Annotated in this window: 22 protein-coding genes; 13 read left to right on the top strand and 9 right to left on the bottom strand. The window is 70.7% G+C overall.

The features are described 5' to 3' along the window. On the top strand, positions 1 to 333 hold a 333-nt coding region (locus tag VH112_14225; protein ID HEX4541394.1), incomplete at its 5' end, for an enoyl-CoA hydratase-related protein. Continuing rightward, complete coding sequence (locus tag VH112_14220) at positions 334 to 1,830, top strand: acetyl-CoA acetyltransferase (protein HEX4541393.1); 1,497 nt, start codon at positions 334 to 336, stop codon at positions 1,828 to 1,830. It begins immediately after the preceding gene. Between the two features lie 33 nt (positions 1,831 to 1,863). Here the strand turns inward: VH112_14220 and VH112_14215 are convergent, their stop codons facing one another. From VH112_14215 to VH112_14200, 4 genes are all read right to left on the bottom strand, one after another. Continuing rightward, positions 1,864 to 3,144 (bottom strand): acyl-CoA dehydrogenase family protein, encoded by a 1,281-nt coding sequence (locus tag VH112_14215; protein HEX4541392.1) that lies wholly within the window; start codon positions 3,142 to 3,144, stop codon positions 1,864 to 1,866. Between the two features lie 91 nt (positions 3,145 to 3,235). After that, entirely contained in the window at positions 3,236 to 4,366 is a 1,131-nt protein-coding gene (locus tag VH112_14210; GenBank protein ID HEX4541391.1) for a nitronate monooxygenase family protein, read from the bottom strand. Between the two features lie 15 nt (positions 4,367 to 4,381). Further along, positions 4,382 to 5,548 carry an acyl-CoA dehydrogenase family protein gene (locus VH112_14205; GenBank protein ID HEX4541390.1) on the bottom strand — a complete coding sequence of 389 codons (1,167 nt, stop codon included), beginning with the start codon at positions 5,546 to 5,548 and terminating at the stop codon, positions 4,382 to 4,384. 14 nt (positions 5,549 to 5,562) lie between these two features. Then, complete coding sequence (locus VH112_14200) at positions 5,563 to 6,420, bottom strand: TetR/AcrR family transcriptional regulator (protein ID HEX4541389.1); 858 nt, start codon at positions 6,418 to 6,420, stop codon at positions 5,563 to 5,565. A gap of 94 nt (positions 6,421 to 6,514) precedes the next feature. Here VH112_14200 and VH112_14195 point away from each other — a divergent pair, with 94 nt between their 5' ends. Further along, entirely contained in the window at positions 6,515 to 7,408 is an 894-nt protein-coding gene (locus VH112_14195; protein HEX4541388.1) for an SDR family NAD(P)-dependent oxidoreductase, read from the top strand. 4 nt (positions 7,409 to 7,412) lie between these two features. Here the strand turns inward: VH112_14195 and VH112_14190 are convergent, their stop codons facing one another. After that, a complete protein-coding gene (locus VH112_14190; GenBank protein HEX4541387.1) occupies positions 7,413 to 8,009 on the bottom strand; it encodes a nitroreductase family protein in 597 nt (198 codons plus the stop codon). A 111-nt stretch (positions 8,010 to 8,120) separates the two neighbouring features. Here VH112_14190 and VH112_14185 point away from each other — a divergent pair, with 111 nt between their 5' ends. Together VH112_14185 and VH112_14180 are read left to right on the top strand one after the other, a co-directional pair. Continuing rightward, entirely contained in the window at positions 8,121 to 9,839 is a 1,719-nt protein-coding gene (locus VH112_14185) for an AMP-binding protein (protein HEX4541386.1), read from the top strand. Positions 9,840 to 9,852: 13 nt separating this feature from the next. Further along, positions 9,853 to 11,019: an acyl-CoA dehydrogenase family protein gene (locus tag VH112_14180; protein HEX4541385.1), complete on the top strand. Its 1,167-nt coding sequence runs from the start codon at positions 9,853 to 9,855 to the stop codon at positions 11,017 to 11,019. Here VH112_14180 and VH112_14175 read toward each other — a convergent pair. Both VH112_14175 and VH112_14170 read right to left on the bottom strand, forming a co-directional pair. Next, positions 10,979 to 12,700 (bottom strand): GMC family oxidoreductase, encoded by a 1,722-nt coding sequence (locus VH112_14175; GenBank protein HEX4541384.1) that lies wholly within the window; start codon positions 12,698 to 12,700, stop codon positions 10,979 to 10,981. The two genes, VH112_14180 and VH112_14175, sit on opposite strands and share 41 nt — an antisense overlap. Beyond that, positions 12,697 to 13,344, bottom strand: coding sequence for a gluconate 2-dehydrogenase subunit 3 family protein (locus VH112_14170; GenBank protein HEX4541383.1), 648 nt, complete (start codon positions 13,342 to 13,344; stop codon positions 12,697 to 12,699). Before VH112_14170 ends, VH112_14175 begins: the two co-directional genes overlap by 4 nt. 21 nt (positions 13,345 to 13,365) lie before the next feature. On the opposite strand from VH112_14170, the gene VH112_14165 reads away from it, so the two are divergent. The 3 genes from VH112_14165 (at position 13,366) to queF (ending at position 15,488) form a co-directional block, all read left to right on the top strand. Next, positions 13,366 to 14,136, top strand: coding sequence for an iron-containing redox enzyme family protein (locus VH112_14165; GenBank protein HEX4541382.1), 771 nt, complete (start codon positions 13,366 to 13,368; stop codon positions 14,134 to 14,136). A gap of 67 nt (positions 14,137 to 14,203) precedes the next feature. Beyond that, entirely contained in the window at positions 14,204 to 15,097 is an 894-nt protein-coding gene (locus VH112_14160; protein ID HEX4541381.1) for a homoserine kinase, read from the top strand. Positions 15,098 to 15,137: 40 nt separating this feature from the next. Then, positions 15,138 to 15,488 (top strand): preQ(1) synthase, encoded by a 351-nt coding sequence (queF, locus tag VH112_14155; GenBank protein HEX4541380.1) that lies wholly within the window; start codon positions 15,138 to 15,140, stop codon positions 15,486 to 15,488. A 6-nt stretch (positions 15,489 to 15,494) separates the two neighbouring features. Here queF and VH112_14150 read toward each other — a convergent pair whose 3' ends face one another. Together VH112_14150 and VH112_14145 are read right to left on the bottom strand one after the other, a co-directional pair. Beyond that, positions 15,495 to 16,607 carry a homogentisate 1,2-dioxygenase gene (locus tag VH112_14150; GenBank protein ID HEX4541379.1) on the bottom strand — a complete coding sequence of 371 codons (1,113 nt, stop codon included), beginning with the start codon at positions 16,605 to 16,607 and terminating at the stop codon, positions 15,495 to 15,497. 10 nt (positions 16,608 to 16,617) lie between these two features. Further along, positions 16,618 to 17,100 carry an Lrp/AsnC family transcriptional regulator gene (locus tag VH112_14145; GenBank protein HEX4541378.1) on the bottom strand — a complete coding sequence of 161 codons (483 nt, stop codon included), beginning with the start codon at positions 17,098 to 17,100 and terminating at the stop codon, positions 16,618 to 16,620. 135 nt (positions 17,101 to 17,235) lie between these two features. Between VH112_14145 and VH112_14140 the strand changes: the two genes are divergently transcribed. From VH112_14140 to VH112_14120, 5 genes are all read left to right on the top strand, one after another. Continuing rightward, the gene (locus VH112_14140; GenBank protein HEX4541377.1) at positions 17,236 to 18,063 is read left to right on the top strand and encodes a hypothetical protein; all 828 of its coding nucleotides are present in this window, start codon (positions 17,236 to 17,238) and stop codon (positions 18,061 to 18,063) included. After that, positions 18,060 to 19,157, top strand: coding sequence for a 4-hydroxyphenylpyruvate dioxygenase (hppD, locus tag VH112_14135; protein HEX4541376.1), 1,098 nt, complete (start codon positions 18,060 to 18,062; stop codon positions 19,155 to 19,157). The genes VH112_14140 and hppD overlap by 4 nt, the downstream gene beginning before the upstream one ends. A gap of 57 nt (positions 19,158 to 19,214) precedes the next feature. Further along, on the top strand, positions 19,215 to 20,444 hold the full coding sequence (rimO, locus tag VH112_14130) for a 30S ribosomal protein S12 methylthiotransferase RimO (GenBank protein HEX4541375.1): 1,230 nt from the start codon (positions 19,215 to 19,217) through the stop codon (positions 20,442 to 20,444). Then, complete coding sequence (locus VH112_14125) at positions 20,441 to 21,067, top strand: CDP-alcohol phosphatidyltransferase family protein (GenBank protein ID HEX4541374.1); 627 nt, start codon at positions 20,441 to 20,443, stop codon at positions 21,065 to 21,067. The genes rimO and VH112_14125 overlap by 4 nt, the downstream gene beginning before the upstream one ends. Before the next feature lie 129 nt (positions 21,068 to 21,196). Then, on the top strand, positions 21,197 to 21,623 hold a 427-nt coding region (locus VH112_14120), incomplete at its 3' end, for a competence/damage-inducible protein A (GenBank protein ID HEX4541373.1).

Here is a 21,623-nt window from a genome sequence, read left to right as displayed (position 1 = left end):
CGGCAGCTGGCGTTCCCGGCGGCGATGGAGTTCCTCCTCACCGCCGAGGCCTTTCCCGCCCAGCGGGCCCTCGAGCTGGGGCTCATCAACGAGATCGTTCCCCGCGAGCAGCTCCTCGACAGGGCGCTCGAGTGGGCCGGGCGGATCACCGCCAATGGCCCGCTCGCCGTGCGGGCGACCAAGGAGAGCGTGCTGCGCGGCCTCGCCGTCACCCTGGAGGAGGCCTACAAGATCGAGCAGAAGCTGTCGACGATGGTCTTCAAGAGCGAAGACGCCAAAGAGGGCCCGCTGGCCTTCGCCGAGAAGCGGCCCCCCCGGTGGAAGGGGAGGTAGGTGGCACGGGTCGATCCCCGGACTCCATGCCTGATCGGCGTGGGTCAGCAGGTCTGGCGTCCAGTGGACGTCCCGAACGGCGCCCCGGAGCCTCTCGCCATGTGGGAGGAGGTCTGCCGGGCCGCGGCCGCCGACAGCGGTCGTTCCGGCGCCCTCGAGCAGCTGGACAGCTTGCAGATCGTGTACTGCCAGAGCTGGCAGTACGACGACCCTCCGGCGCGCCTGGCCGACCGGCTGGGCGCGTCGCCGCGCCACCATCTCTATTCGGGTATCGGCGGCACCACGCCCCAGGTGCTGGTGCAGACCACCGCGGAGTCCATCCTTCGGGGCGAGTCCGATCTGGCGCTGATCACCGGGGCCGAGTGCCTCGAGACTCGACGGCAGATGAAGAAGGCCGGGACGAGGCCGGCCTGGAGCCATCCGGACCCCGAGCGCAAGCCCTTCCCGTTCGAGGCCCCGTTCCATCCCGCCGAGGTGGCCCACGAGGTCTTCCAGGCCTGGCTGACCTTCGCGGTGTGGGACATCGCCCGGCGCGCCCGTCTTGGCACCGCCCCGGAGGCCTACCGCCGTCGGCTCGGCGAGCTGATGGCGCCCATGACGGACGTGGCCGCCGACAATCCCTATGCCTGGTTCCCGACTCGCCGCAGCGTGGAAGAGCTGACGACGGCCAGCCCCACCAACCGCATGGTCGGGTATCCGTACACCAAGTACATGATCTCGATCATGGACGTCGACATGGCAGCGGCAGTGATCGTCGCCAGTCACGAGAAGGCCGATGCCCTCGGTGTGCCGCCGGAGCGGCGCGTGTACCTCAGGGGGTGGTGCTACGCAACCGACCCGGTGTACGTGGCGGAGCACGATCCCATGTGGGCGTCACCGGCGATGCGCGCTGCGGGCGACGAGGCACTCCGGGTGGCCGGAGTCGGGATCGATGACGTCGGCCATCTCGATCTCTACAGCTGCTTCGGGAGCTCGATCAACTTCGGCCTCGACGCCCTCGACCTGTCTCATGACGACGATCGGGGCGTGACCGTCACCGGTGGCCTGCCGTTTGCCGGCGGCGCCGGGAGCAACTACATGACCCACTCCATCGCCGCCATGGCGCAGGTGCTGAGACGGGACCCCGGCGCCATGGGACTGGTCACCGGCGTGGGGATGCACATGACCAAGCACGTGTCGGGCGTGTACTCCACGACACCCGGACCGGTTCGCCCACCGAAGTCGGGCGAGATCCAGTCGGGCCTCGACGCCCGCCCCCGGCGGGCGATCCGCGATGTGGCCACCGGTGAGGCCACCATGGCCGCGTACACCGTCGCCCACGGGCGGGACGGCGGTGCCGACTGGGGCCTGGCCGTGTGCGACCTGCCCGACGGGGCGCGCTGCTACGCCAGGATGGAGGACGCCAATCTGCTGGCCGAAGCCGAGCGGCGGGAGCTCGTCGGCGTACGCCTCGAGCTCGTGCCCGGCGAGGGGAACGTCAACCTGGTCAAGGCGTAGCCGGAGATCGCGCCGACTGCGGCGCGGTGTGCGCTAGTGGCCCCGCGCCATCGACCGCTCGGCGTGATCGGCCCAGGCCGCCAGGTCGGGGTCGGCGGCCAGCTGGGTGGCGTACTTCTTCCTGGCCTCCTGGCGCTTGGCTGGCAGGTACTCGGTGGGCCAGAGGCCGGGATGGGGGCGGTAGCCCTTGAGCACGTTGCGGGCGACGGTGACCTTGTGGACCTCGTCGACGCCGTCGGCGATAGCCATGGTGGGGGCGCTGGCCCACATGGCCTGGAGGGGGGTGAGGCTGGTGGTCCCGAGCGAGCCCAGGATGTGCAGGGCGCGGTAGGTCACCTCGCGCAGGACCTTCGCGCAGGTGTACTTGCACGCTGCGATCTGGGTGCGGGCCTCCTGGGTGCTGGAGTTGTCGATCGTCCACGCCGTCCACAGCACGAGGAGGCGCAGCATGTTCATCTCGGCGTACGAGTCGGCGATGGCCTCCTGGACCATCTGGTGCTCGCCGATGATCTTGCCGTGGGACTCACGGCTGAGGGCCCGCTCGCACATCATGTCGAAGGCCCGCTTCACCTGGGCGACGGTGCGCATGGCGTGGTGGATGCGGCCGCCGCCGAGACGCCGCTGGGCCAGCACCTTGGCGCCGTCCTCCGGCCCGAGCAGGTGGTCCAGCGGCACCCGCACGTCGTTGTACCGGACGTGGTTGTGCGTCTCCGGATAGTCCATGAACTCCACCCCCGGCGTCTTCCGGGGCACCACGAACATGCAGTTGGTGCACATCACGAAGATGATGTCGGCACGAGCACCGAGGCTGGTGAACCATTTCTCGCCGTTGATGACCCACTCCTCGCCGTCCCGGATGGCGTGGGTCTTGAACAGATTGGGATCTGACCCTCCCTGGGGCTCGGTCATCGAGTAGGCCGAGAAGATCTCCTGGTTCATCAGGGGTCGCAGCCAACGCTGCTTCTGCTCCTCGGTGCCGTAGGCGGCGAGCATCTCCATGTTCCCCGTGTCGGGGGCGGAGGTGCCGAAGACGACCGGCGCCGAGCCGTAGCGGCCGAGGACCTCGTTGAGCAGCGCCAGCTTGAGCTGGCCGTAGCCGGGACCCCCGAGCTCCTCGTCCAGGAACAGGGCCCAGAGCCCGCGATCCTTGACCCGTTGCTTCAGGGGATCGGCGAGGGCCTTGGCCTTGGGGTTGCGCGACCAGGGCGCTCCGGGAAACACCAGATCGAGGGGCTCGATCTCGGTCCGACAGAACTCCTCCACCCAGTCGAGCTGCTCTTGAAACTCCGGATCGGTCGAGAAGTCCCAGGCCACGATCGCCTCCCGTCATGTGGGCCCACGCCGGCGCAGGCGACCTCGAGAGTACTGCCCGCCCCCCCAGTGGTCGGTCAACGACGCCGGCCGGCTACTCCTTCACCAGGTCGTCGAGGCGCTGGACGGTATCGATGAACTCCTCGACCATCTCCAGCACCACCCGCCGGGTCGGTCGAACGCTGCCCATCGAGCCCACGACCTGTCCCACGAAGTACGTCACCAGATCGTTCGCACCGGTGCCTTCCTTGCCGGCGACCCGGTGGATGCGGCGCATGGCGTCGCCTATCAGCATGGGCTGGATCGGCATGGGCAGCGGGTCGGGGCCGTCGGGACGCTCCCACTCGTCGGTCCACGCCGTGCGCAGCATCCTGGCCGGCTTGCCCGTCATCGACCTCGAGCGCACCGTGTCCCCGAGGCCCGCCCGCAGGAACTTGTCCTTGACCACCGGTGGCGTCTCTGCCTCCTCGGTCGTCAACCACACCGAGCCGCACCATGCGCCATCGGCCCCCAGGGCCAGGCCCGCCGCCAGCTGACGGCCGCGGGCGATGCCTCCGGCGGCCAGAACCGGGACCGGTGCGACCACGTCGACCACCTCGGGCACGAGCACCATCGTCGCGATCAACCCCGTGTGGCCGCCGGCCTCGGTCCCCTGGGCCACGATCAGGTCGGCGCCCGCCTGCACGTGCCTGCGGGCGTGCTCGACCGACCCGGCCAGCGCGGCAACTGGGATGCCGGAGGCGTGGGCGCGCTCGATGAAGTGTGCCGGCGGCGGACCCAACGCGGATGCCACCAGGCGGGTCTGGTGGGCGAACAGCACGTCGAGCAGCGGCGCCATGCTCCTGGGATCGACGCGCATGCCGCCGATCCCGCTGAAGCCGGTGTCGTCGCCAGGGGCCGGCGGGACGTCGTAGCGGCTCAGGAGGTCGTCGACCCACGCCCCGTGCTCCTCGGGCACGAGGCTGCGCAGCTGGCTGCGATCGAGCCCACCCGCCTCGGCGCCGGCGAACTTCTCGGGGACGAGCAGGTCGACGCCGTAGGGCTTGCCCTTCACCTCAAGCTCGATCCAGCTGAGGTCGACGTCGAGCTGCTCGGGACTGTGGGCGACGGCGCCGAGCACGCCGCAGCCGCCGGCATTCGTGACCGCGGCGACCACGTCGCGGCAGTGGCTGAAGCCGAAGACGGGAACGTCGATGCCGACGAGATCGGTTGCCGCGGTGCGCATGGGTCAGCCCCTCTGTCAGCTCGACCGAGGTAGCCCAAGGATACGTTGGGCGATGACGTCCTTGTTGACCTGGGTGGTGCCCCCGGCGATGGTGAGCGAGCGCGAGGAGACGAGGTCCCTCGCCCATGGCCCGTCGGGAGCCACCGGACCGAGGACGTCGGCGCTCACCTCGGCGAGGTGCTGGCCGGCCTGGCTCCAGACGAGCTTCGCCACGCTCGACTCGGGCCCCATCTCCCGTCCGTGGATGGCCGCCGAGAGGGCCCGCTCGCTGAGGAGCTTGAGGAGCTCTCCCTCGAGGTAGACGCTCACCAGGCGCTGGCGGAGCACGGGGTCCTTGGACGCCACTCGTCCGTCGATCGTGGTCGATCGGGCGATGTCGAGCAGCCTCCTGATCTTCTTGCGCAGTCCCAGATGGAGATCGGCGACGCCGCCGCGCTCGTGGGTGAGGGTGGTCATGGCCACCCGCCAGCCGTCGTTCTCCGGTCCGAGGAGGCTCGAGGTCGGTACCCGCACGTCGGTGAGGAAGATCTCGTTGAAGTCCCGCTCGCCGGTAATGGTGACGAGCGGGCGGACCTCGATACCGGGGAGCGTCATGTCGACGAGCAGGCAGCTGATACCGCGGTGGCGGGGCGCCGTGGAGTCGGTCCGCACGAGCAGCTCGCACCAGTTCGCCAGGTTCCCCAGGGTGTTCCAGACCTTTTGGCCGTTGACGAGGTAGTGGTCCCCATCGCGCTCGGCAGACGTCCGCAGCGAGGCCAGGTCCGAGCCGGCGTCGGGCTCGGAGAAGCCCTGGCACCAGATGTCGTCGCCCCGCAGCATCCTTGGCAGGAGCCGACGCTTCTGCTCTTCTGTCCCGTGCGCCATGATGGCGGGGGCGATGTTCGAGATGCCGATGGGGTTGAGCGTGCCCGGCGCGCCGGCCCGGCTCATCTCCTCTGCCAGCACGACCTGCTCCATCACACCGGCGCCCCGGCCGCCGTACTCCTCGGGCCAGGCGATGGCGGCGTACCCGGCGTCGGCCAGCTTGGCGTTCCACTCCCGCAGGAGAGCCACATCGGCATTGTCGGTGTCGCTGGCGTTGGCCCAGCTTGCGCCGCGGAGGCGCCCGGTCAGATTGGCGTCGAGCCACGCCCGGAGCTCGTGTCGGAGGTGCTCCGCCTCGGGCGGGTAGTCGAAGTCCACGGTAGCGGGCGGGCTCAGCGGGCCTGCGCAGCTCGGGCCGCTCGCGAGCTCCGGGCCGGCGGCTTGCCGGGGCCGGCCACCCGGGCCGGCCGTCGCCGCCTTCCTCCGAACAGCCCGATGTGGGCGATCGTGGTCAGGGTGTCGAGCATCTGGTCCCTGCTCACCGGCGCCTGCCTGCTCAACAGGTAGTAGTTGGAGCGCTCGATCATGGCCACCATGGCGAGGGCGGCGATCTGCGGGTCGACCCCGACCACGCTGGCACGGTCGATGCGGTCGATGAGCACCTGGGTGAACCGGGTCATGAGCTCGGTTCCCAGGCGGCCGAACTCGCTTGCTTCCGTCTCCGCCTCCGTCCAGGCCTGGATCACGGCACGGTGCCGCCGATAGAGGTCGGCGAACCGGCCCATCCACTGACGCAGCTCGGCGAAGCCCTCACGGTCTGGTCCCACCGGTCCCAGCGACTCGGCCAGGCAGACGATGGCATCGGACACGTCCAGGGCCAGGGCCCGGAACAGGTCTTCCTTGTTGGCGAAGTACAGATAGAACGTCCCGTGCGAGGTCTCGGCCGCCTTGACGATGTCGTCGACCCGCGCCGCCTGGTAGCCGCGCTGGCGGAGCACGTCGACGCCGGCATCGAGCAACCGCCGCATCGTGCGCTGGCCCCGGGCCCGGAGGGCACGGTCCCGAGCGGGCCCACCCTGCCCCGACGGGGCGCCGCCCCCGCTCGACCGGGGTGGCGCGCTACCCCGCCTGGATGCGGGGTCTGCCCGTCTTGCCGCCGAGCCTCTTGCCGCCGAGCCCCTCGCCGCGGAGCCCTTGGTGGCGGTCCCTCGGGTCGCCTTCTTGGCGGTCGCTCGCTTCCCGGTCGCCACCCTCGCCGAGCGTAGTGCCGAAACACGACACGCATGTCAGCTTTGCCGGCGCGGCCCGTCGAGCACCATCGACCCGAGCGGCTAGCTTCATCCCATGCTGCTCGACGGAAGGGTTGCGGTCGTGACCGGCGCCGGTCGGGGAATCGGCCGGGAGATCGCCTCGTGCCTGGCCCAACAGGGCGCCAATGTCGTCGTCAATGACGTGGGGGTGTCGCTCGACGGCCGGGGCGGCGACGACGACGCCGCGGCCCAGGCGTGCGCCGACATCGAGTCGGCGGGAGGCAAGGCCGTACCGTCCTACGATTCGGTGAGCGACTTCGCCGCCGCCGGACGAATCATCCAGACAGCCGTCGACACCTTCGGCCGGATCGACATCCTCGTCAACAACGCCGGCATCATCCGGGACCGGACCCTGGTCAAGATGAGCGAAGACGACTTCGATGCCGTGGTCGCCGTCCATCTGAAGGGCACGTTCAACTGCACGCGCCACGCGGCCGAGCACATGCGGGACGCGGGTTACGGCCGCATCGTCAACATCACCTCGTCGGCTGGTCTGCGGGGCAACTTCGGCCAGACCAACTACGGCGCCGCCAAGGCCGGCATCATGGGGATGACATTCGTGTGGGCGCTCGAGCTGGCCCGTAGCGGCATCACGGTCAACGCCGTGGCCCCGGCGGGCACTACCCGCATGACGGCGGGGCTCTACGAGCGGACGGGGAGCGAGCCGCCCCCCGACCAGGACCCCTCGCTCAACGCTCCGCTCGTCGCCTTCCTCGCCTCCGAGCAGGCGTCGTATGTGAACGGCCAGGTCCTCGGGCGGACCGGCTACGCCTTCACCATCTTCCAGACGCCTCGCCAGGTGGCGGCCATGTGGCGGGAGGGAGGGTGGGACCCTGAGGGCGTGGCCGAGCACTTCCACGAGGTCCTCGGCCAGCACCTGCAGCCGGTGGGGATGCCCGCCCATCCCCTCATCGGCAAGAAGGACTAGCTGCTTACCAGCGCGCCCCGTAGGTGTCGCGGTACGCCTTCTCCGACACTGGTTGGCGGCGCGGGGCACCGAGCGGACGAGCGGGCCAGCCCAGGGGCACGACGGCAAGCGGGTGTACCGGGTCGGGCAACCTCAGGGCTGTGCGGAGCTCGCTGCCGAAGGCAACCGGCAGCGTGGTGAGCGCCGACCCCAGGCCGAGGGCAGTGGCGGCGAGGAGCAGGTTCTGGGTGGCGGGGAAGATCGATGCCGGCAGGGTCACCTCCAGACCCAGCCGCGTGTCACCACACACCACGACCAGGATCGGCGCCGCCGCCACGCCTCCCTCGGCGCCGCGATCGACGTCGGCGAGGAGCCCCGAGGCCAACCGGGGCTCGGAGTGCTGTCGGCCCCCGCTTTGCCACGCCCGCCTGGTGAGGTCCCCGATCAGGGCCCGCAGCCCCGGGTCCCGGACGACCACGAAGGCCCACGGTTGGCGGTTCTCGGCGCTGGGGGCGAACGTGGCAGCCGCGAGACAGCGCTCGACGAGCACGTCCTCCACAGGATCGGCCCGGAACTGCCGACAGGCACGCTGGCGGCCGACGACGTCGAAGAAGTCGGCCATCGGTGCGATCATAATAATGTGACGCGCGTGTCAGGAGATGGAGTGTCCAGAGCGACGGCTGCCGCCACTCGGGGGTCACGGCGAGACGCGCCGGCTCCGGGGGCGGCGCCCATGCCGGCGCCGAACGCCGCCGCCCTCCTTCGGCGCAACGCGTCGGACCCTGACATATCGCTCCGACCTGCCGTGCGCTTTGGTGAGCGCGTCTGGACCCACCACGAGTACGTGGCCGAGTGCCGGCGGTGGGCGAACCTCTTCATCTCCCGGCGCCCGCCGGGGCGCCCCTTCCATGTGGGTGTCCTGCTCGACAACGTGCCCGACTACCTCTTCGCCCTGGGGGGCGCAGCCTTGGCGGGAGCCACGATCGTGGGTCTCAACCACACTCGACGGGGCCAGGGCCTGCAGCGCGACATCGCCCACACCGACGTGGCCATGATCGTGACCGAGCCCCGACACGAGCCCCTGCTGGAGCCCATCGTCGACGGGCTGGGCCTGACCGAGGGCAATCTCCTGGTGTCCCGGCGGTTCGCCGACCCGGGCGATCCCGAGCCCCGGCTGGGCGGGTCGCTGGACGAGGCCCTGGCGGACGTCGGTGTCGGGGATCCCGATGTCGACGATCCATCTCCTGACTCGATCTGGGCGCTCGTCTTCACCTCGGGAACGTCGGACGCTCCGAAGGCCGTGATCTGCAGCCAGCGACGCATCATGGTCACCGGCAACCGCATGGGAATGATGCTGGGGCTCGGGCCCGACGACGTGGGCTATGTCAGCATGCCGCTCTTCCATTCCAACGCCGTCATGGTCGGCTGGGCCCCGTCGATCGTCTACGGAGGGTCGGTGGGACTGGCCAGACGGTTCAGCGCCTCGCGATGGCTCCAGGACGTGCGCCGGTACGGGGCCACGTACTTCAACTACACGGGCAAGCCGCTGTCGTACATCCTCGACACGCCGGCGCGTCCCGATGATGCCGACAACTCCCTGCGGATCGCCTTCGGCAACGAAGGGTCGCCGCAGGTCGTCGAGGCGTTCGGCTCGCGCTTTGGCGTCGAGGTGGTCGATGCCTTCGGCGCCACCGAGGGTGGCGTGGCGGTCAACCGCGAGCCTGGGATGCCACAAGGAGCCATGGGCCGGGTCGGCGAGGCGGTGAAGGTCGTGGACGAGGAGGGCGGGTTCCGCCCCGCCGCCCGCTTCGACACGTCGGGCCGGCTGGTCAACGCCGAGGAGTGCGTCGGTGAGATCGTCAGCACAGCCGGCTCCGGTCCCTTCGAGGGCTACTACAACAACGCCGACGCCAACGCCCGAGCCACGCGCCGGGGCTGGTACTGGAGCGGCGACCTCGGCTACGTCGACGACGAGGGCTACCTCTACTTCGCCGGCCGGACGGCGGAGTGGATCCGGGTGGACGGCGAGAACTTCCCCGCCGGCCCCATCGAGTCGGCGCTGTCCCGGCACCCCGACGTGGTCGTCGCCGCCGCCTACGGTGTGCCCGACGAGCAGGCGGGCGACCAGGTCATGGCGTGTCTCGTCCTTCGAGAGGGCGCCCGAGCAGAGGGCGCGGCGATCGCCGCGTGGATCGACGCCCAAGGTGACGTCGCCCCCAAGTGGCGGCCCCGTTTCCTCCGGGTGACGGAGGCGATGCCGACGACCGCCACCAACAAGATCGTGAAGCGGACCCTCGTCCACCAGAAGTTTCGCTCTGACCGGACCGGCGGCGACCCAATCTTCGTCCGGGGTCGCGGCGAGCCCGCCTACCGGCTACTCACGGCCGAGGACGAGCGGCGGCTCGAGGCGTCGTTCACCGCCGCCGGCCGCCAGCGGTTCTGGGACCTCTGAGGAGTCCGGGCGGGTGGATCTCTCCCTGCGAGCCGAGGACGAGGCCTTCGCTCGCGACGCACGGCGGTGGTTCGACGAGCACGGTGAGACGCCGCCTCCGTTCGAGTCGATCGACGATGAGGTGGCGTGGGGTCGCCGCTGGCAGGCCAAGCTGGCAGCCGATCGCTGGGTCGGTATCGACTGGCCGCCCGAGCACGGCGGACGGGGGGCGACGGCCGTGCAGGTGGCGCTGTTCAACCTCGAGTACGCCCGGTCCGGCGCGCCCCAGCCCGTCAACCGGGTGGGGATCAACCTGGCCGGCCCGACCCTGCTGGCCCACGGCACCGAGGACCAGCGCGGGAGGTGGCTGCCCCCCATCCTCACGGCCAGCGAGATCTGGTGTCAGCTCTACAGCGAGCCCGGCGCCGGCTCCGACCTGGCCTCGCTGGCGACGCGCGCCGAGCCCGCCGACGGTGGGTGGCGGGTCACGGGTCAGAAGGTGTGGACCTCCTACGCCCAGTTCGCCCGCTGGGGTCTGGCCCTGGCCCGGACCGATCTCGACGGGCCCCGTCATCGGGGTCTTTCCTGCCTGGTGATCGACATGGAGGGGCCCGGCGTCGACATCAGGCCGCTCGTCCAGATCACCGGTGACGCCGAGTTCAACGAGGTCTTCCTCGACGGCGCGTTCGTCCCCGCCGACCGTCTCGTCGGTGCCCTCGGAGGGGGCTGGGCGGTGGCCGGCACGACGCTGGCCCACGAGCGGGGCACCAACTTCCCCTTCAAGGAGCAGGTGCTCCACGAGGCCCGCCTGGATGCTCTGTACCGCCTGGCTGTCGAGAACGGGAGGCTCGACGACCCGCTCGTCGCCGACGCCCTGGCTCAGGCCTTCGTGGAGCTCCGCGTCCTCCGTCTGCACAACTGGCGCACGCTCTCTCGGCTGGCGCGAGGCGAGGCGCCGGGGCCGGAGTCGAGCTGGGTGAAGCTGACCTGGACGGCGATGACCCAGCACCTGTCGCAGGTCGCCCTCGACGTGGTGGGGCAGGCGGCGCCGCTGTGGGGCCGGGCCGACGGCAACCCCGCCGACGGGGCCTGGCAGCGTCAGTGGCTGTGGAGCAAGGCGGCCAGCGTCGCCGGAGGAACCTCGGAGATCCAGCGCACGATCATCGGCGAGCGGCTGCTCGGCCTGCCCCGCGGCTCGTAGGACCTCCGTCGGCCAGCCCCCTGCTGGCCCGAATGGCGAGGGCGACGATCGTGAGGGTCGGGTTGTAGCCCGACGAGGTCACGAACACCGACGAGTCGGTGCAGATCATGTTCTCCACGTCGTGAAACCGACCGTAGGAGTCGACGACGCTCGTCCGTGGGTCGGTCCCCATGCGACAGGTGCCCATGACGTGGCGGCTGATCGGCGCCCACCCCATGGCCGCGGCCGAGTCCTGATCCGTCGGCGGAGACGTGGTCCTGGCCGTCCAGGAGGCGCCCGCCTCGGTGTGGATGGCCTCCAGCTTCGGCCCCCAGTGGGCGGATGCGGCCAGCTCGTGGCGGTGCGGCGCGTAGGTCACCCGGCCTGCGGGCAGGCCGTGGACGTCGCGCGCTGAGGGATGGAGGTCGACGCGGTTGGCGGCCTGGGGCATGTCCTCGCCCTGCATGGTGAACACCCACAGCCGATCGCGCAGCATCGAGGAGCGCATCAGCTCCTTGTGGAGAGACCCTGGCGGGCAGTTGAGCGCCTCGGTGATCGGGCCCGTGCCGCCGCCGTGCTCGACCGTGCCCCCGCTGAACCAGGGGAGCCCCGCCCGCCGGGCGGCGGCGAGGTCGTCTGCGTTCGGAGCAACGAAGTCGTCGTGGTGGTGGGTGACCGTCCGCCCCCGGTTGGGGTGGAGGCTGAACGGAAACGACGCCGCCACATAGGTCTGGAAGTGGAACATCAGCAACCGTCCGACCAGACCTGAGGAGTTGGCGATCCCGCCGCGCAGCAGCAGGCGGGGTGTCTCGAACGCGCCGCCAGCGAGGACGACGTGGGCCGCCCTCACCTCGCGGCGGTCGCCGCTGGAATCGACGTAGCGCACGGCGCGCGCCCGTCGACCCGATCCGTCGAGGGCGACCTCGGTGACCATTGCTCGGGGACGGATCTCGCACCGCCCGCTGCGCAGGGCCCGGCGCAGTGACGACACGGCGTCACCCTTGGCGTGGATCGGACAGCCGTATTGCCCACAGAACCCGCAGTTGTTGCAGGCGGGGCGGCCGTCGTAGTGCGTTGTGTTGGCGCCGGTGGGAGCCCGATAGGGGTGATAGCCGAGCCGGTTCGCGGCCTCGGCCGAGAGGATCGCACCGTACATGTCCGGCCCCGGGCTCATGGGGTAGGGCCCCGAGCGCCAGGACTCGAAGGGGTTGATCCCGGCCTCGCCCGCCACCCCGACGAGGCGCTCGGCCTCGGCGTGGCAGGGCTCGAGGTCGGCGTAGTCGAGGGGCCAGTCGGCCAGGTCCGCTTGCTCGATCGGGCCTCGCTCGGACAGCAGGCGGAAGTCCACCTCGCGAAAGCGGGGCATCTTGGCGTCGGCGTGCACGGCCCCACCACCGACGCCCGAGGGGAGGTTGTTCACCTCGCCGAGCAGGAGATGGTCGCCGTCGGCATCGGTCCTCCGGAAGGCCCGAGGCTCGAGGAGGGGATCCGGGCCAAGGAAATGGCGGCGCCCGAACTTGATCTCGTCGTTGGAGAAGTCCGCCTTGAATCCGTAGGGCGGCTCGAGGTCCAGCAGGTGATTGCGGCCCTTCTCCAGCACGATGACGCTCCAGCCGGCCGCAGTCAGCACGTCGGCAGCGGTGGCGCCACCGGGCCCGCTACCGACGATTACGGCGTCGGCATCCAGGTCGCCCCCGCTCACGGCTCCGACACCTCGGCGTCGCTCCAGCCTCTCGGTTGCACGTCGCCCTCGAACGCGATCGACCGCCACCCGACGAGGTCGCGATTGCCGCCGTACTCGGGGGGGCCGTACATCGCCTCGCAGGCGTGCTCGTAGAGCAGCGAGCGGAACGCGGGTACGGCGTCCAGGCGCGCGTCCTGATCTGCTGCCCCGAGCTCGGCGAAGTCGGGCCCGAGGGCGGCGATCCCCTGGTCGTACTGCTCCTGGAGCCCGGTCACCGGTCCATTCCACTCCCGCTCGGGACGGCCCCGTGAGCCCTCGATGCGCGTCCGCCAGGCGAGCTCGTCCAGTGGGTCCAACGGAACGAACGTGGCGAAGCTCGCTTCTCCGCCGGCCCTGCCGGAGAACGGCCCCCCAGCCCAGATGCGCGGCGGGTCGAAGCCGAACGCGCCGAGCAGGCTGTCGACGTAGTCGGTTGCCCCCGCGGCGGCCGCGCCGGGCGACTCGTCCGCCGGGATCAGTCGCTCGCAGGCGGCGGCGACGACGGCGTATTGGTCGACGTTGAGATAGACGGCCAGGTTCGCCTCCGATCGACGTCCACTCGGCGGCTCATCGTCTCCTCGTCCGGGCCTCGTCGGGGCCGACGAACCTGACACCAGTGTCACAGAGATCCTACACTTGCGGCCATGACCGAGGTCCGAGAGTTCAGGGACATCAGACGTGGTGGAGCAGTCGAGGGGGCGCCCGTCGAAGCGTTCATGGCCGGTCTCGAGGCCCTCCAGGCCGAGGTGGCGACCGCCCGCAACCACGTCTGGGAGCGGGTCGCCGACGGCCGGCTGTCCGTGCCCCTGCTCGAGCGCCTGGCGAAGGAGTACTACTTCCTGGGGAAGTGGTACACCACCGAGTTCGGCTCGCTGGTGGCCAACTCTCCCGACACCGACGCCCTCGATCTCGATTCCAGCGAGCACCACTTCCACTGGCTGCAGAACCTGGCCGACGAGACGGGTTTCGCCGGCGACCGCAACCACGTGGACATGAAGATCGAGTGGGCCCGTCAGCTCGGCATCAGCGACGACGACCTGCTCTCGTACCGGGCCCTGCCGGAGTCGATCGGGTCGGTCTTCACCAGCCTGTACTACATGCGGCGCTCGTACGAAGAAGGGCTGGCCGCCTTCGGCTGGGCGGGGGAGCGGTTCGCCGCTTCCACCGGCTACGCCAAGATGATGTACGAGGGCCTCCGTGACCATTACGGGCTCGAGGTCGAGAACTTCAAGGTCCACGCCTACGCCGAGGAGGATCACGGCGACAAGGCCGACTACCTGCTGCGCAAGGTGGTGGTCACCGCCGACCAACAGCGCCGCGTCCGTCGTGCCGTCGAGCACGTCCTCGTCCTGCGCAACGCTCGGACCCTGGCCTTGAACCGTTGGCTGGACGAGCCGGGGGCGCTCCGCTCGTAGTCCGTGGCCCGGGAGGGCGACCAGCGGCAATCCGGCCCGACGGGCACATCGCCACTACCCTGACGCCGTGCGCGCGCGAGCCCCGGCATCGGCGGCCAACCTGGGCCCCGGCTTCGACACCCTGGCGGTGGCACTCGAGCTGTACGTTGAGGTGGAGGTCGAGCCGGCCCCTCGCCTGACCGTCAGGGCGGAGGGCGAGGGTGCGGAGCTGGCGGGCGACGCGTCGCACCTGGCGACCCGGATCGCCATGGAGGTGCTCGGCCACGACCATTTCGCCATCGCAGTCCGCTCGTCGATCCCGCTTGGGAGAGGGCTGGGCTCGTCGGCCGCTCTGGCCGCGGCCACGGCGGCGGCGGCAGGTGCTCGCGACCCCCTCGCCGTCGCCGCGGCGTCCGACGGGCACGCCGAGAACGCCGCCGCGTCGGTCCGCGGCGGGCTGGTCGCCGCCGCCACCGTCGCCGGTGCCCCCGTGGTCGCGCCGCTCGCGCTCGACCCTGAGCTGGCCTTCGTGATGCTCGTGCCGTCGCGCACCCTCCCGACGGCCCAGGCCCGCCAAGCCCTGCCGTCAACCGTGAGCCACCGTGACGCCACCTTCAACCTCGGTCGCATGGGCCTGCTCGTGAGCGGCCTGGCCAACCGTCGCTACCTGGTGCGGGCGGCAACCGAGGATCGTCTGCACCAGGCCGCCCGCAGTCCTCTCTTCCCGGAGGCCTCGCAGCTGCTGGGCCGGCTGGTCGAGGCCGGGGCGCTGGCGGCGTCGTGGTCGGGTGCCGGCCCCAGCCTCATCGGGTTCTGCGACGCCGCGGTCGCGCCCCGAGTGCGCGATGCCGGCGAGCTCATGCTGAAGGAGCTCTCGGTGCCCGGACGGGCCCTGCTCCTCGGGCCCGACCGGCGAGGCCTGCTCGTGGCTCGGGGCGGGTCGCCTCCGCCGGGCGGCCCAGAGTCCCGCCGCTGGCCGTAGCCGGCCCAGGGCCACGTCCACGGCCGGTATCGTCGCCGCGGTGCCGACCTCCCCGTCGAAGGAGCTCGTGGCCCTGGAGAACCCGCACCCGGGACGGGACTACGAGATCCGCTGCGAGACGCCCGAGCTCACCTGCGTGTGCCCGATGACGGGCCAGCCCGACTTCGCGACGGTCACCATCACCTACGTGCCCGCCGCCTCGATCGTCGAGCTCAAGTCGCTCAAGCTGTACCTGTGGAGCTATCGCGACGAGGGCGCCTTCCATGAGGACGTGACCAATCGCATCCTCGACGACCTGATCGCGGCTCTGAGCCCGAAGCGGTTGACCGTGCGCACCGACTGGCTTGTGCGGGGCGGCATCCACTCGGTGGTCGAAGCCAGCCATCCCTGAGCGCGCTCAGCTGGTCGTCTGCCATGACCGCTCGTAGCCGTCGACGACGACGGCATTGGCGGCCGGGGTCGTGTGCAGAGGACGGCGGGCATCGACGTTGACGGCGACCTCGTCGGCGTAGCCGCCGGGGCCGCGTTCCTCGGACCGCCGCACGGCCGGAGGCTGGGGACCGTGGTGGATGCCGTGCGGGTGGAAGGTGAGCATCCCCTCCGAGATGCCCGCCCGACTGAAGAACTCGCCCCGGTGGTAGAAGATCACCTCGTCCACATCGACGTTGCGGTGGTAGAACGGCACGCGAAGGGTGTGGGGATCGCGTTCCAGCGGGCGGGGCGCGAACGTGGCCACGACGAAGCCGTTCCCGACGAACGTGGTGTGGGCCGAGGGCGGAAGGTGGTAGCGCTCGGACATAACCGGGCGGATGTCGCCCGCCGCCAGGCGGAGCGGGGCGAGGTCGCCCTTCCAGCCCATGACGTCGAGAGGATGGAACGGGTAGAGGATCTCGCTGACGGCGCCCTCGCGCAGCACCCGCACCGAGTAGTCGCCGTGCTCCTGGTGCATTTCGGGCTCGGGAACCTCGACAACAGCAGGGTCGAAGAGGGCGTGGCGACCGAGGAGGCCCCGCTCAGGAAGCCCGATGGTCCCGCCCAACGCCTCGATGGTCAGCAGCCGCGTCGTGCTCACCGGCTCGAAGCGGTGGGTCGTGCTCCGGGGCACCAGCAGGTAGTCGCCTGGCCGGTAGGCGAGGGGGCCGTACTCGGTCGCCAGCGTCCCATCGCCCTCGTGCACGAGGTAGACGACGTCACCGTCGGCGTCGCGGAAGAACCACGTCGGCTCGGTGGCCGGTCTTGTCCACCACCCGATGCGCACGTCCTCGTTGACCAGCAGCACGCGGGGGAGGCCGTCCTCGACTCCATCCAACCGGTTGGCGTCGAGCGCCATGGGTCGCAGCGGGCCGGAGATGCTGGTCCAGGCCGTGGGCGGGTGCAGGCGGTAGAGGTGGCTGGCCGCGGCGGCGAAGCCCTCGCGGCCGTGCTCCTCCTCCACCGCTCCGGTTGGCAGGTCGGCGTGGGCCTGGCGAGAGGTGCGGCCCTTCACCCATTGCGGCGGGAGCGATGACACGTGGCCTCCTTCACATCTCTTCGTCGGCCATGGCGCCGACGAGGCGCAGGGCGCGGTAGGGGATCTGCTCCGACAGGGCGATCACCGTCGTGCTCCGGCCGATCCCCTGCACCTCGAGGATGCGGTTGATGATGTCCTGGAGGTGGTCGTTGGTGCGGGCAGCCACACGACAGTGCAGGTCGCCCGGTCCGGTGATGGCATGGGCTTCGAGCACCTCGGGGACCACGCGCAGGTGGTCGACGACGTCGCCGAGCCGTCCCTGGGTGATCTCCAGGTTGACGAAGGCGGTGACCTCGTAGCCGAGGGCACCGAGGTGGAGGTCGGGGCCGAAGCCGGTGACCACGCCCCGGCTCACGAGCTTGTCCAGCCTGGCCTGGACGGTGCCCCGGGCGACCTGGAGGCGGCGGGCCAGCTCGAGGACGCCGGCCCTCGGCGCCTCGGCCAGCTGCCCGATGAGGCGAGCGTCCAAGCGGTCGATCGTCCTGGCCAACACGCCCAGAGGGTAGCGGTGCAGGTCGCACCGGACAAGGCAAAGTGACCAGTGTCCGACCAAATGGTTGACCATCACCGGTAGCCAGAGCTTCTCTATGGGTACAACTTGTGATGTCAGATGCCGAGAGGAGGGACGATGACGCTTACCGGGGCACCCTCGACCGGGACGCAGCGATGGCACGCCTTCCAGCGACGGCTCGAAGACGTGGTGGTTCGCCATCCCGTCGTCGTCGACAACCGCTACACCCGCTGGTTCGCCACCGGCGCCGCGGGTCGAGCGGAGGTCCGCCACCTGACCGTGCAGTTCAGCGTGTTCAGCCACCTGTTCGTCGAGGCCCAGCTGCGCAAGGTGATCAACGCGCCCGACCTGGCTTCCTACCGGGCCGGGAAGGAGATCCTGATGAACGAGCTCGGCGTGCCGTTCCGTCCGCCCCGAGGGACAGGGGAGGCTGGCGCCGACGCCGATCTCGTCTCCACCGAGGGCAGCGTCGAGGGGGCACGATTTCGGTTCCCGGCCGCCCACTTCGAGTGGCTCCTCGGCTTCGCCGAGCCCCTCGGTCTCGGGTTCGCTGACCTCGGCAAGCGGCGACAGGGCACGCCGGCCACCGTCTTCTTCTGCGACGAGCTCTTGCGCATCTACGGCTCCGACGATCCGTCCGTGGCTGCCGGTGCCTCCTACGCCGTCGAGCACTGGGCGGCGGCTGGGTTCTGGAAGGAGCTCATCGCCGGTCTTCGGGTCTTCTCCGAGCGCGACTGCCCAGGTCTGCCGCTGTCCTTCTGGACCTGGCACGACCGCGTCGAGGACCAGCACGCCGCCCACACCACTGACGAGCTGGCTGAGGAGTTCTCCAAGCCTGGCTTCGACCAGGACCAGTTCCTGGCCGGGGCGGGCGAGATGCTGGACGGGGTCAGAGCCTTCTGGGACGGGCTCGAGGCCGACCGGCTCGGGAGGCAAGGGCCATGAGGGGCGGCGGAATCGAGCTGGAGGGGTGGGACCACGTCGAGGTGTGGGTTGGCAACGCCCGCCAGGCTGCGCACTTCTTCGCCAGCGGGCTCGGCTTCGAGGTCGTGGCCTACGCCGGTCCCGAGACGGGCGTGGCCGACCGGGCCTCCTACGTCCTCGAGCAGGGCGCCCTGAGGCTGGTCGTGACGTCCGCCCTCCAGGCGTCGTCGCCCATCGCCGCGCATCACCGCTCTCACGGCGACGGCGTGCGTTCGCTGGCCTTCGCCGTGACCGACGCGGCGTCCGCTTACGACGCGGCGCTGGCGCGCGGCGCTATCGGCATCGCCGGACCGCGTACCGAAGAGGACGCCAGCGGCAAGCTCGTGACCGCGACGATCGCCGCCTACGGTGACACCGAGCACACCTTCGTGGAGCGGACCGCCTACTCCGGCGTGTTCGCGCCCGGGTTCGAGTCCCGCCGGCTGCCCCCTCCGCCTGCCGGGGCAGCCGTGGGCTTGCGCGGCTTCGATCACGTCGTGGCCAACGTGGGACCGGGCGACCTCGGTTGTTGGGTCGAGTTCTACGAGGAGGTGCTGGGCTTCGACCGGCTGGTGCATTTCGGAGACGACCAGATCTCGACCGAGTACTCGGCCCTGATGTCGACCGTGGTGTGGGACGGCTCGCGCGTCGTGCTTCCCATCAACGAGCCCGCCCAGGGTCGACGCCGAAGCCAGATCCAGGAGTTCCTCGACTTCTACGGCTGTCCGGGTGTCCAGCATCTGGCCCTGGCCACCGACGACATCGTCGCCACGGTGGACGCCCTGCGAGGACGGGGCCTGCGGTTCCTCGGCGTCCCGGCCGACTATTACGACGACGTGCGCCGCCGAGCCGGGGACCTCGACCTGCCGTGGGAGGACCTCCGGCGCCTCGGCATCCTGGTCGACCGCGACGAGGACGGTCACCTGCTGCAGATCTTCACCGAGAACGTCGGCGACCGTCCCACGCTGTTTCTCGAGATCATCCAGCGCCGCGGGGCCCGGGGCTTCGGGGCCGGCAACTTCAAGGCCCTGTTCGAGGCGATCGAGGCGGAGCAGGAGAGACGGGGCAACCTCTAGGTCCTCGAGCAGAGCTCGCCTCGCCCTCCTGCGAGGTGGCGGCGGTAGATTGAGCTGATGCCCCGGCGTTACTGGCTCGAGACTTTGGGCTGCCCCAAGAACGACGTCGACTCGGCGAAGCTGGTCGGCACCCTCGAGTGCGATGGGCTGATCCCGGCCACCGAGCCCGAGGACGCCGACCTGCTCGTCGTCAACACCTGCGCCTTCATCGAGGCCGCGCGCGAGGAGTCGATCGAGACCGTGTTGGCCCTGGCCGGCGCCCGACGGCCAGGGGCGCAGGTCGTCGTGACGGGTTGCCTGGCCGAGCGTTACGGCGACGAGCTGGCGCGAGCGATGCCCGAGGTCGACCGGGTGGCCGGGTTCGGGGTACCGGTGAGCCTGTCAGCTCCGGCTGTCCCCAGCCTCGATCTCCTCAACCTCCGGCGGCCGCCGGCCACTGCTCCGTGGGCGTACGTGAAGGTGGCCGAGGGGTGCGATCGGGCCTGCGGGTTCTGCGCCATCCCTTCCTTCCGGGGACGGCAGCGCTCCCGTACCGAGGAGGCGGTGCTCGACGAGGTGGAGGCCCTCGGGGTGCGTGAAGTGGTGCTGGTCGCCCAGGATCTCGCCTCCTACGGGCGGGACCTCGGTCGGGCCGGCGCCATCATCGGGCTGATCGAACGGGTCGGCGACCTGGTCGATCGGACGCGCCTGTTGTACCTCTACCCGTCGGAGCTGGGCGATGGTCTGGTCGACGCCATCTGCGCCACCGGCGTGCCCTACTTCGATCTCTCCCTCCAGCATGTCTCGAGACCCCTCCTGCGCCGGATGCGCCGGTGGGGCGACGGCGAGCGCTTCGCCCGTCGCATCGCCGACATTCGCGCACGCGAGCCGTCGGCGGCCTTTCGTTCCTCTTTCATCGTCGGCTACCCGGGGGAGACCGAGGGTGACCACGACCGGCTGATGGAGTTTCTGAGCGAGGTCCGCCTGGACTGGGCCGGGCTGTTCGCCTATTCGGAAGAGGAGGGCACCTACGCCGCCGGCCTCGACCAGCGGGTGCCGCCGGGCCTGGTGGCCGAGCGCCTGGCCGAGCTGTCGGAGCTGCAGGACCGGATCACGGCGAGCCGCAGGGCCGAGCTGGTCGGCGAGACGATCGAGGTGCTGGTCGATCGGGTCGGCGTCGGACGCTCCCACCGTGAGGCGCCCGAGATCGACGGCGTCGTGGGTCTGCCGCACGATCTTCCCGCCGGAGATCTCGTCGACGTTGTGGTGACGGGGTCGGCCGGCCCTGACCTGGAGGCGACGCCGTGAAGTCGGTGGGCCCCGGCACGTACGGGCCCTCGGCCCTGGCCACGCCGGCCAACGCCGTCACCGTCGTCCGCCTGCTGGCGACGCCCGTGCTGCTGGCGCTGGTGCTCGCGCTCGGCGCGTCCTGGGTGACCGTCGTCGTCTGGGCGGTCCTGGCAGGCACCGACGGCCTCGACGGCTGGATCGCCCGCCGCCAAGGGGCGACGCGCTCCGGCGCGTTCCTCGACCCATTGGCCGACAAGTTCCTCGTGGTCGGTGCCCTCGTCGCCCTGGTCGCGCGCGGTGAGATCTGGTGGCTGCCGGTCGCCCTCATCGCCGGGCGGGAGCTGGGCATCAGCGCCTACCGGGTCGTCGTCGGCCGCCGAGGCGTGTCGGTGCCGGCCCGATGGACGGGAAAGGCGAAGGCCTGGGCCCAGGACCTGGCGGTCGGTCTGGCCCTGCTGCCGCCGGTGGCCACCCACCACCACGGCCTCGTGGTCGCCGTCCTCTGGGCGGCCGTCGGGCTGACCTTCGTCTCGGGCACCCAGTACATGGTCGACCGGCGCGGTGCGGCACAGACGGTCGGGACCATCGGTGCATCGGGCGCGGTGGCCGGCCTGGGCGCCCAACCCAAGGGCGCCCGGTGAGCACGGCCGGCGCCCCGGCACATCGTTCCGGTTCCACCTCTTGTCGAAAGTGGGCACTGCGCTCGCAGCAGCAGCGCCCCTTTTCGACCAAAGGTGGAACGGGCCCAAGTCGACCGGGGCGCGGCCGCCGTGCGCGCTGAGGTCGTTGCCGTCGGCACCGAGCTGCTGCTCGGCCAGATCGTCGACACCAACTCGGCCTGGTTGGGGGAACGGCTGGCGCTGGCCGGCATCGACTCCTTCTTCCAGACCAAGGTCGGGGACAACCAGGTCCGGATCGTGCTGGCCCTGCGCACCGCGCTGGCTCGCAGTGACGCGGTCATCGTCTGCGGTGGCCTCGGGCCCACCCAGGACGACATCACCAGGAACGCCATCGCCGAGGTCATGAACGTGCGCCTGGTGCGCGACGAGGCGATCGTCGAGCGGATCGGAGCCATGTTCGGGGCGAGGGGGCGGGAGATGCCGGCGAGCAACCTGCGCCAGGCCGAGGTGCCCGAGGGCGCCTCCGTGATCCCGCAGGTCCGGGGGACGGCACCCGGTCTCGTCTGCCCCGTGGGGC

The sequence above is a fragment of the Acidimicrobiales bacterium genome (genome assembly GCA_036270875.1).
Lineage (GTDB): Bacteria > Actinomycetota > Acidimicrobiia > Acidimicrobiales > AC-9 > AC-9.
Note: the sequence above shows the minus strand (reverse complement) of the source record. Positions and strands in the feature narration are given on the sequence as shown.

Excerpts from the sequence above, each read along its gene's own strand:
- VH112_14210 (HEX4541391.1), bottom strand. The coding sequence starts at position 4,366 with ATGCGCACCGCGGCAACCGATCTCGTCGGCATCGACGTTCCCGTCTTC.
- VH112_14195 (HEX4541388.1), top strand. The coding sequence starts at position 6,515 with ATGCTGCTCGACGGAAGGGTTGCGGTCGTGACCGGCGCCGGTCGGGGA.
- VH112_14190 (HEX4541387.1), bottom strand. The coding sequence starts at position 8,009 with ATGGCCGACTTCTTCGACGTCGTCGGCCGCCAGCGTGCCTGTCGGCAG.
- VH112_14185 (HEX4541386.1), top strand. The coding sequence starts at position 8,121 with ATGCCGGCGCCGAACGCCGCCGCCCTCCTTCGGCGCAACGCGTCGGAC.
- VH112_14165 (HEX4541382.1), top strand. The coding sequence starts at position 13,366 with ATGACCGAGGTCCGAGAGTTCAGGGACATCAGACGTGGTGGAGCAGTC.
- VH112_14140 (HEX4541377.1), top strand. The coding sequence starts at position 17,236 with ATGACGCTTACCGGGGCACCCTCGACCGGGACGCAGCGATGGCACGCC.
- hppD (HEX4541376.1), top strand. The coding sequence starts at position 18,060 with ATGAGGGGCGGCGGAATCGAGCTGGAGGGGTGGGACCACGTCGAGGTG.
- rimO (HEX4541375.1), top strand. The coding sequence starts at position 19,215 with ATGCCCCGGCGTTACTGGCTCGAGACTTTGGGCTGCCCCAAGAACGAC.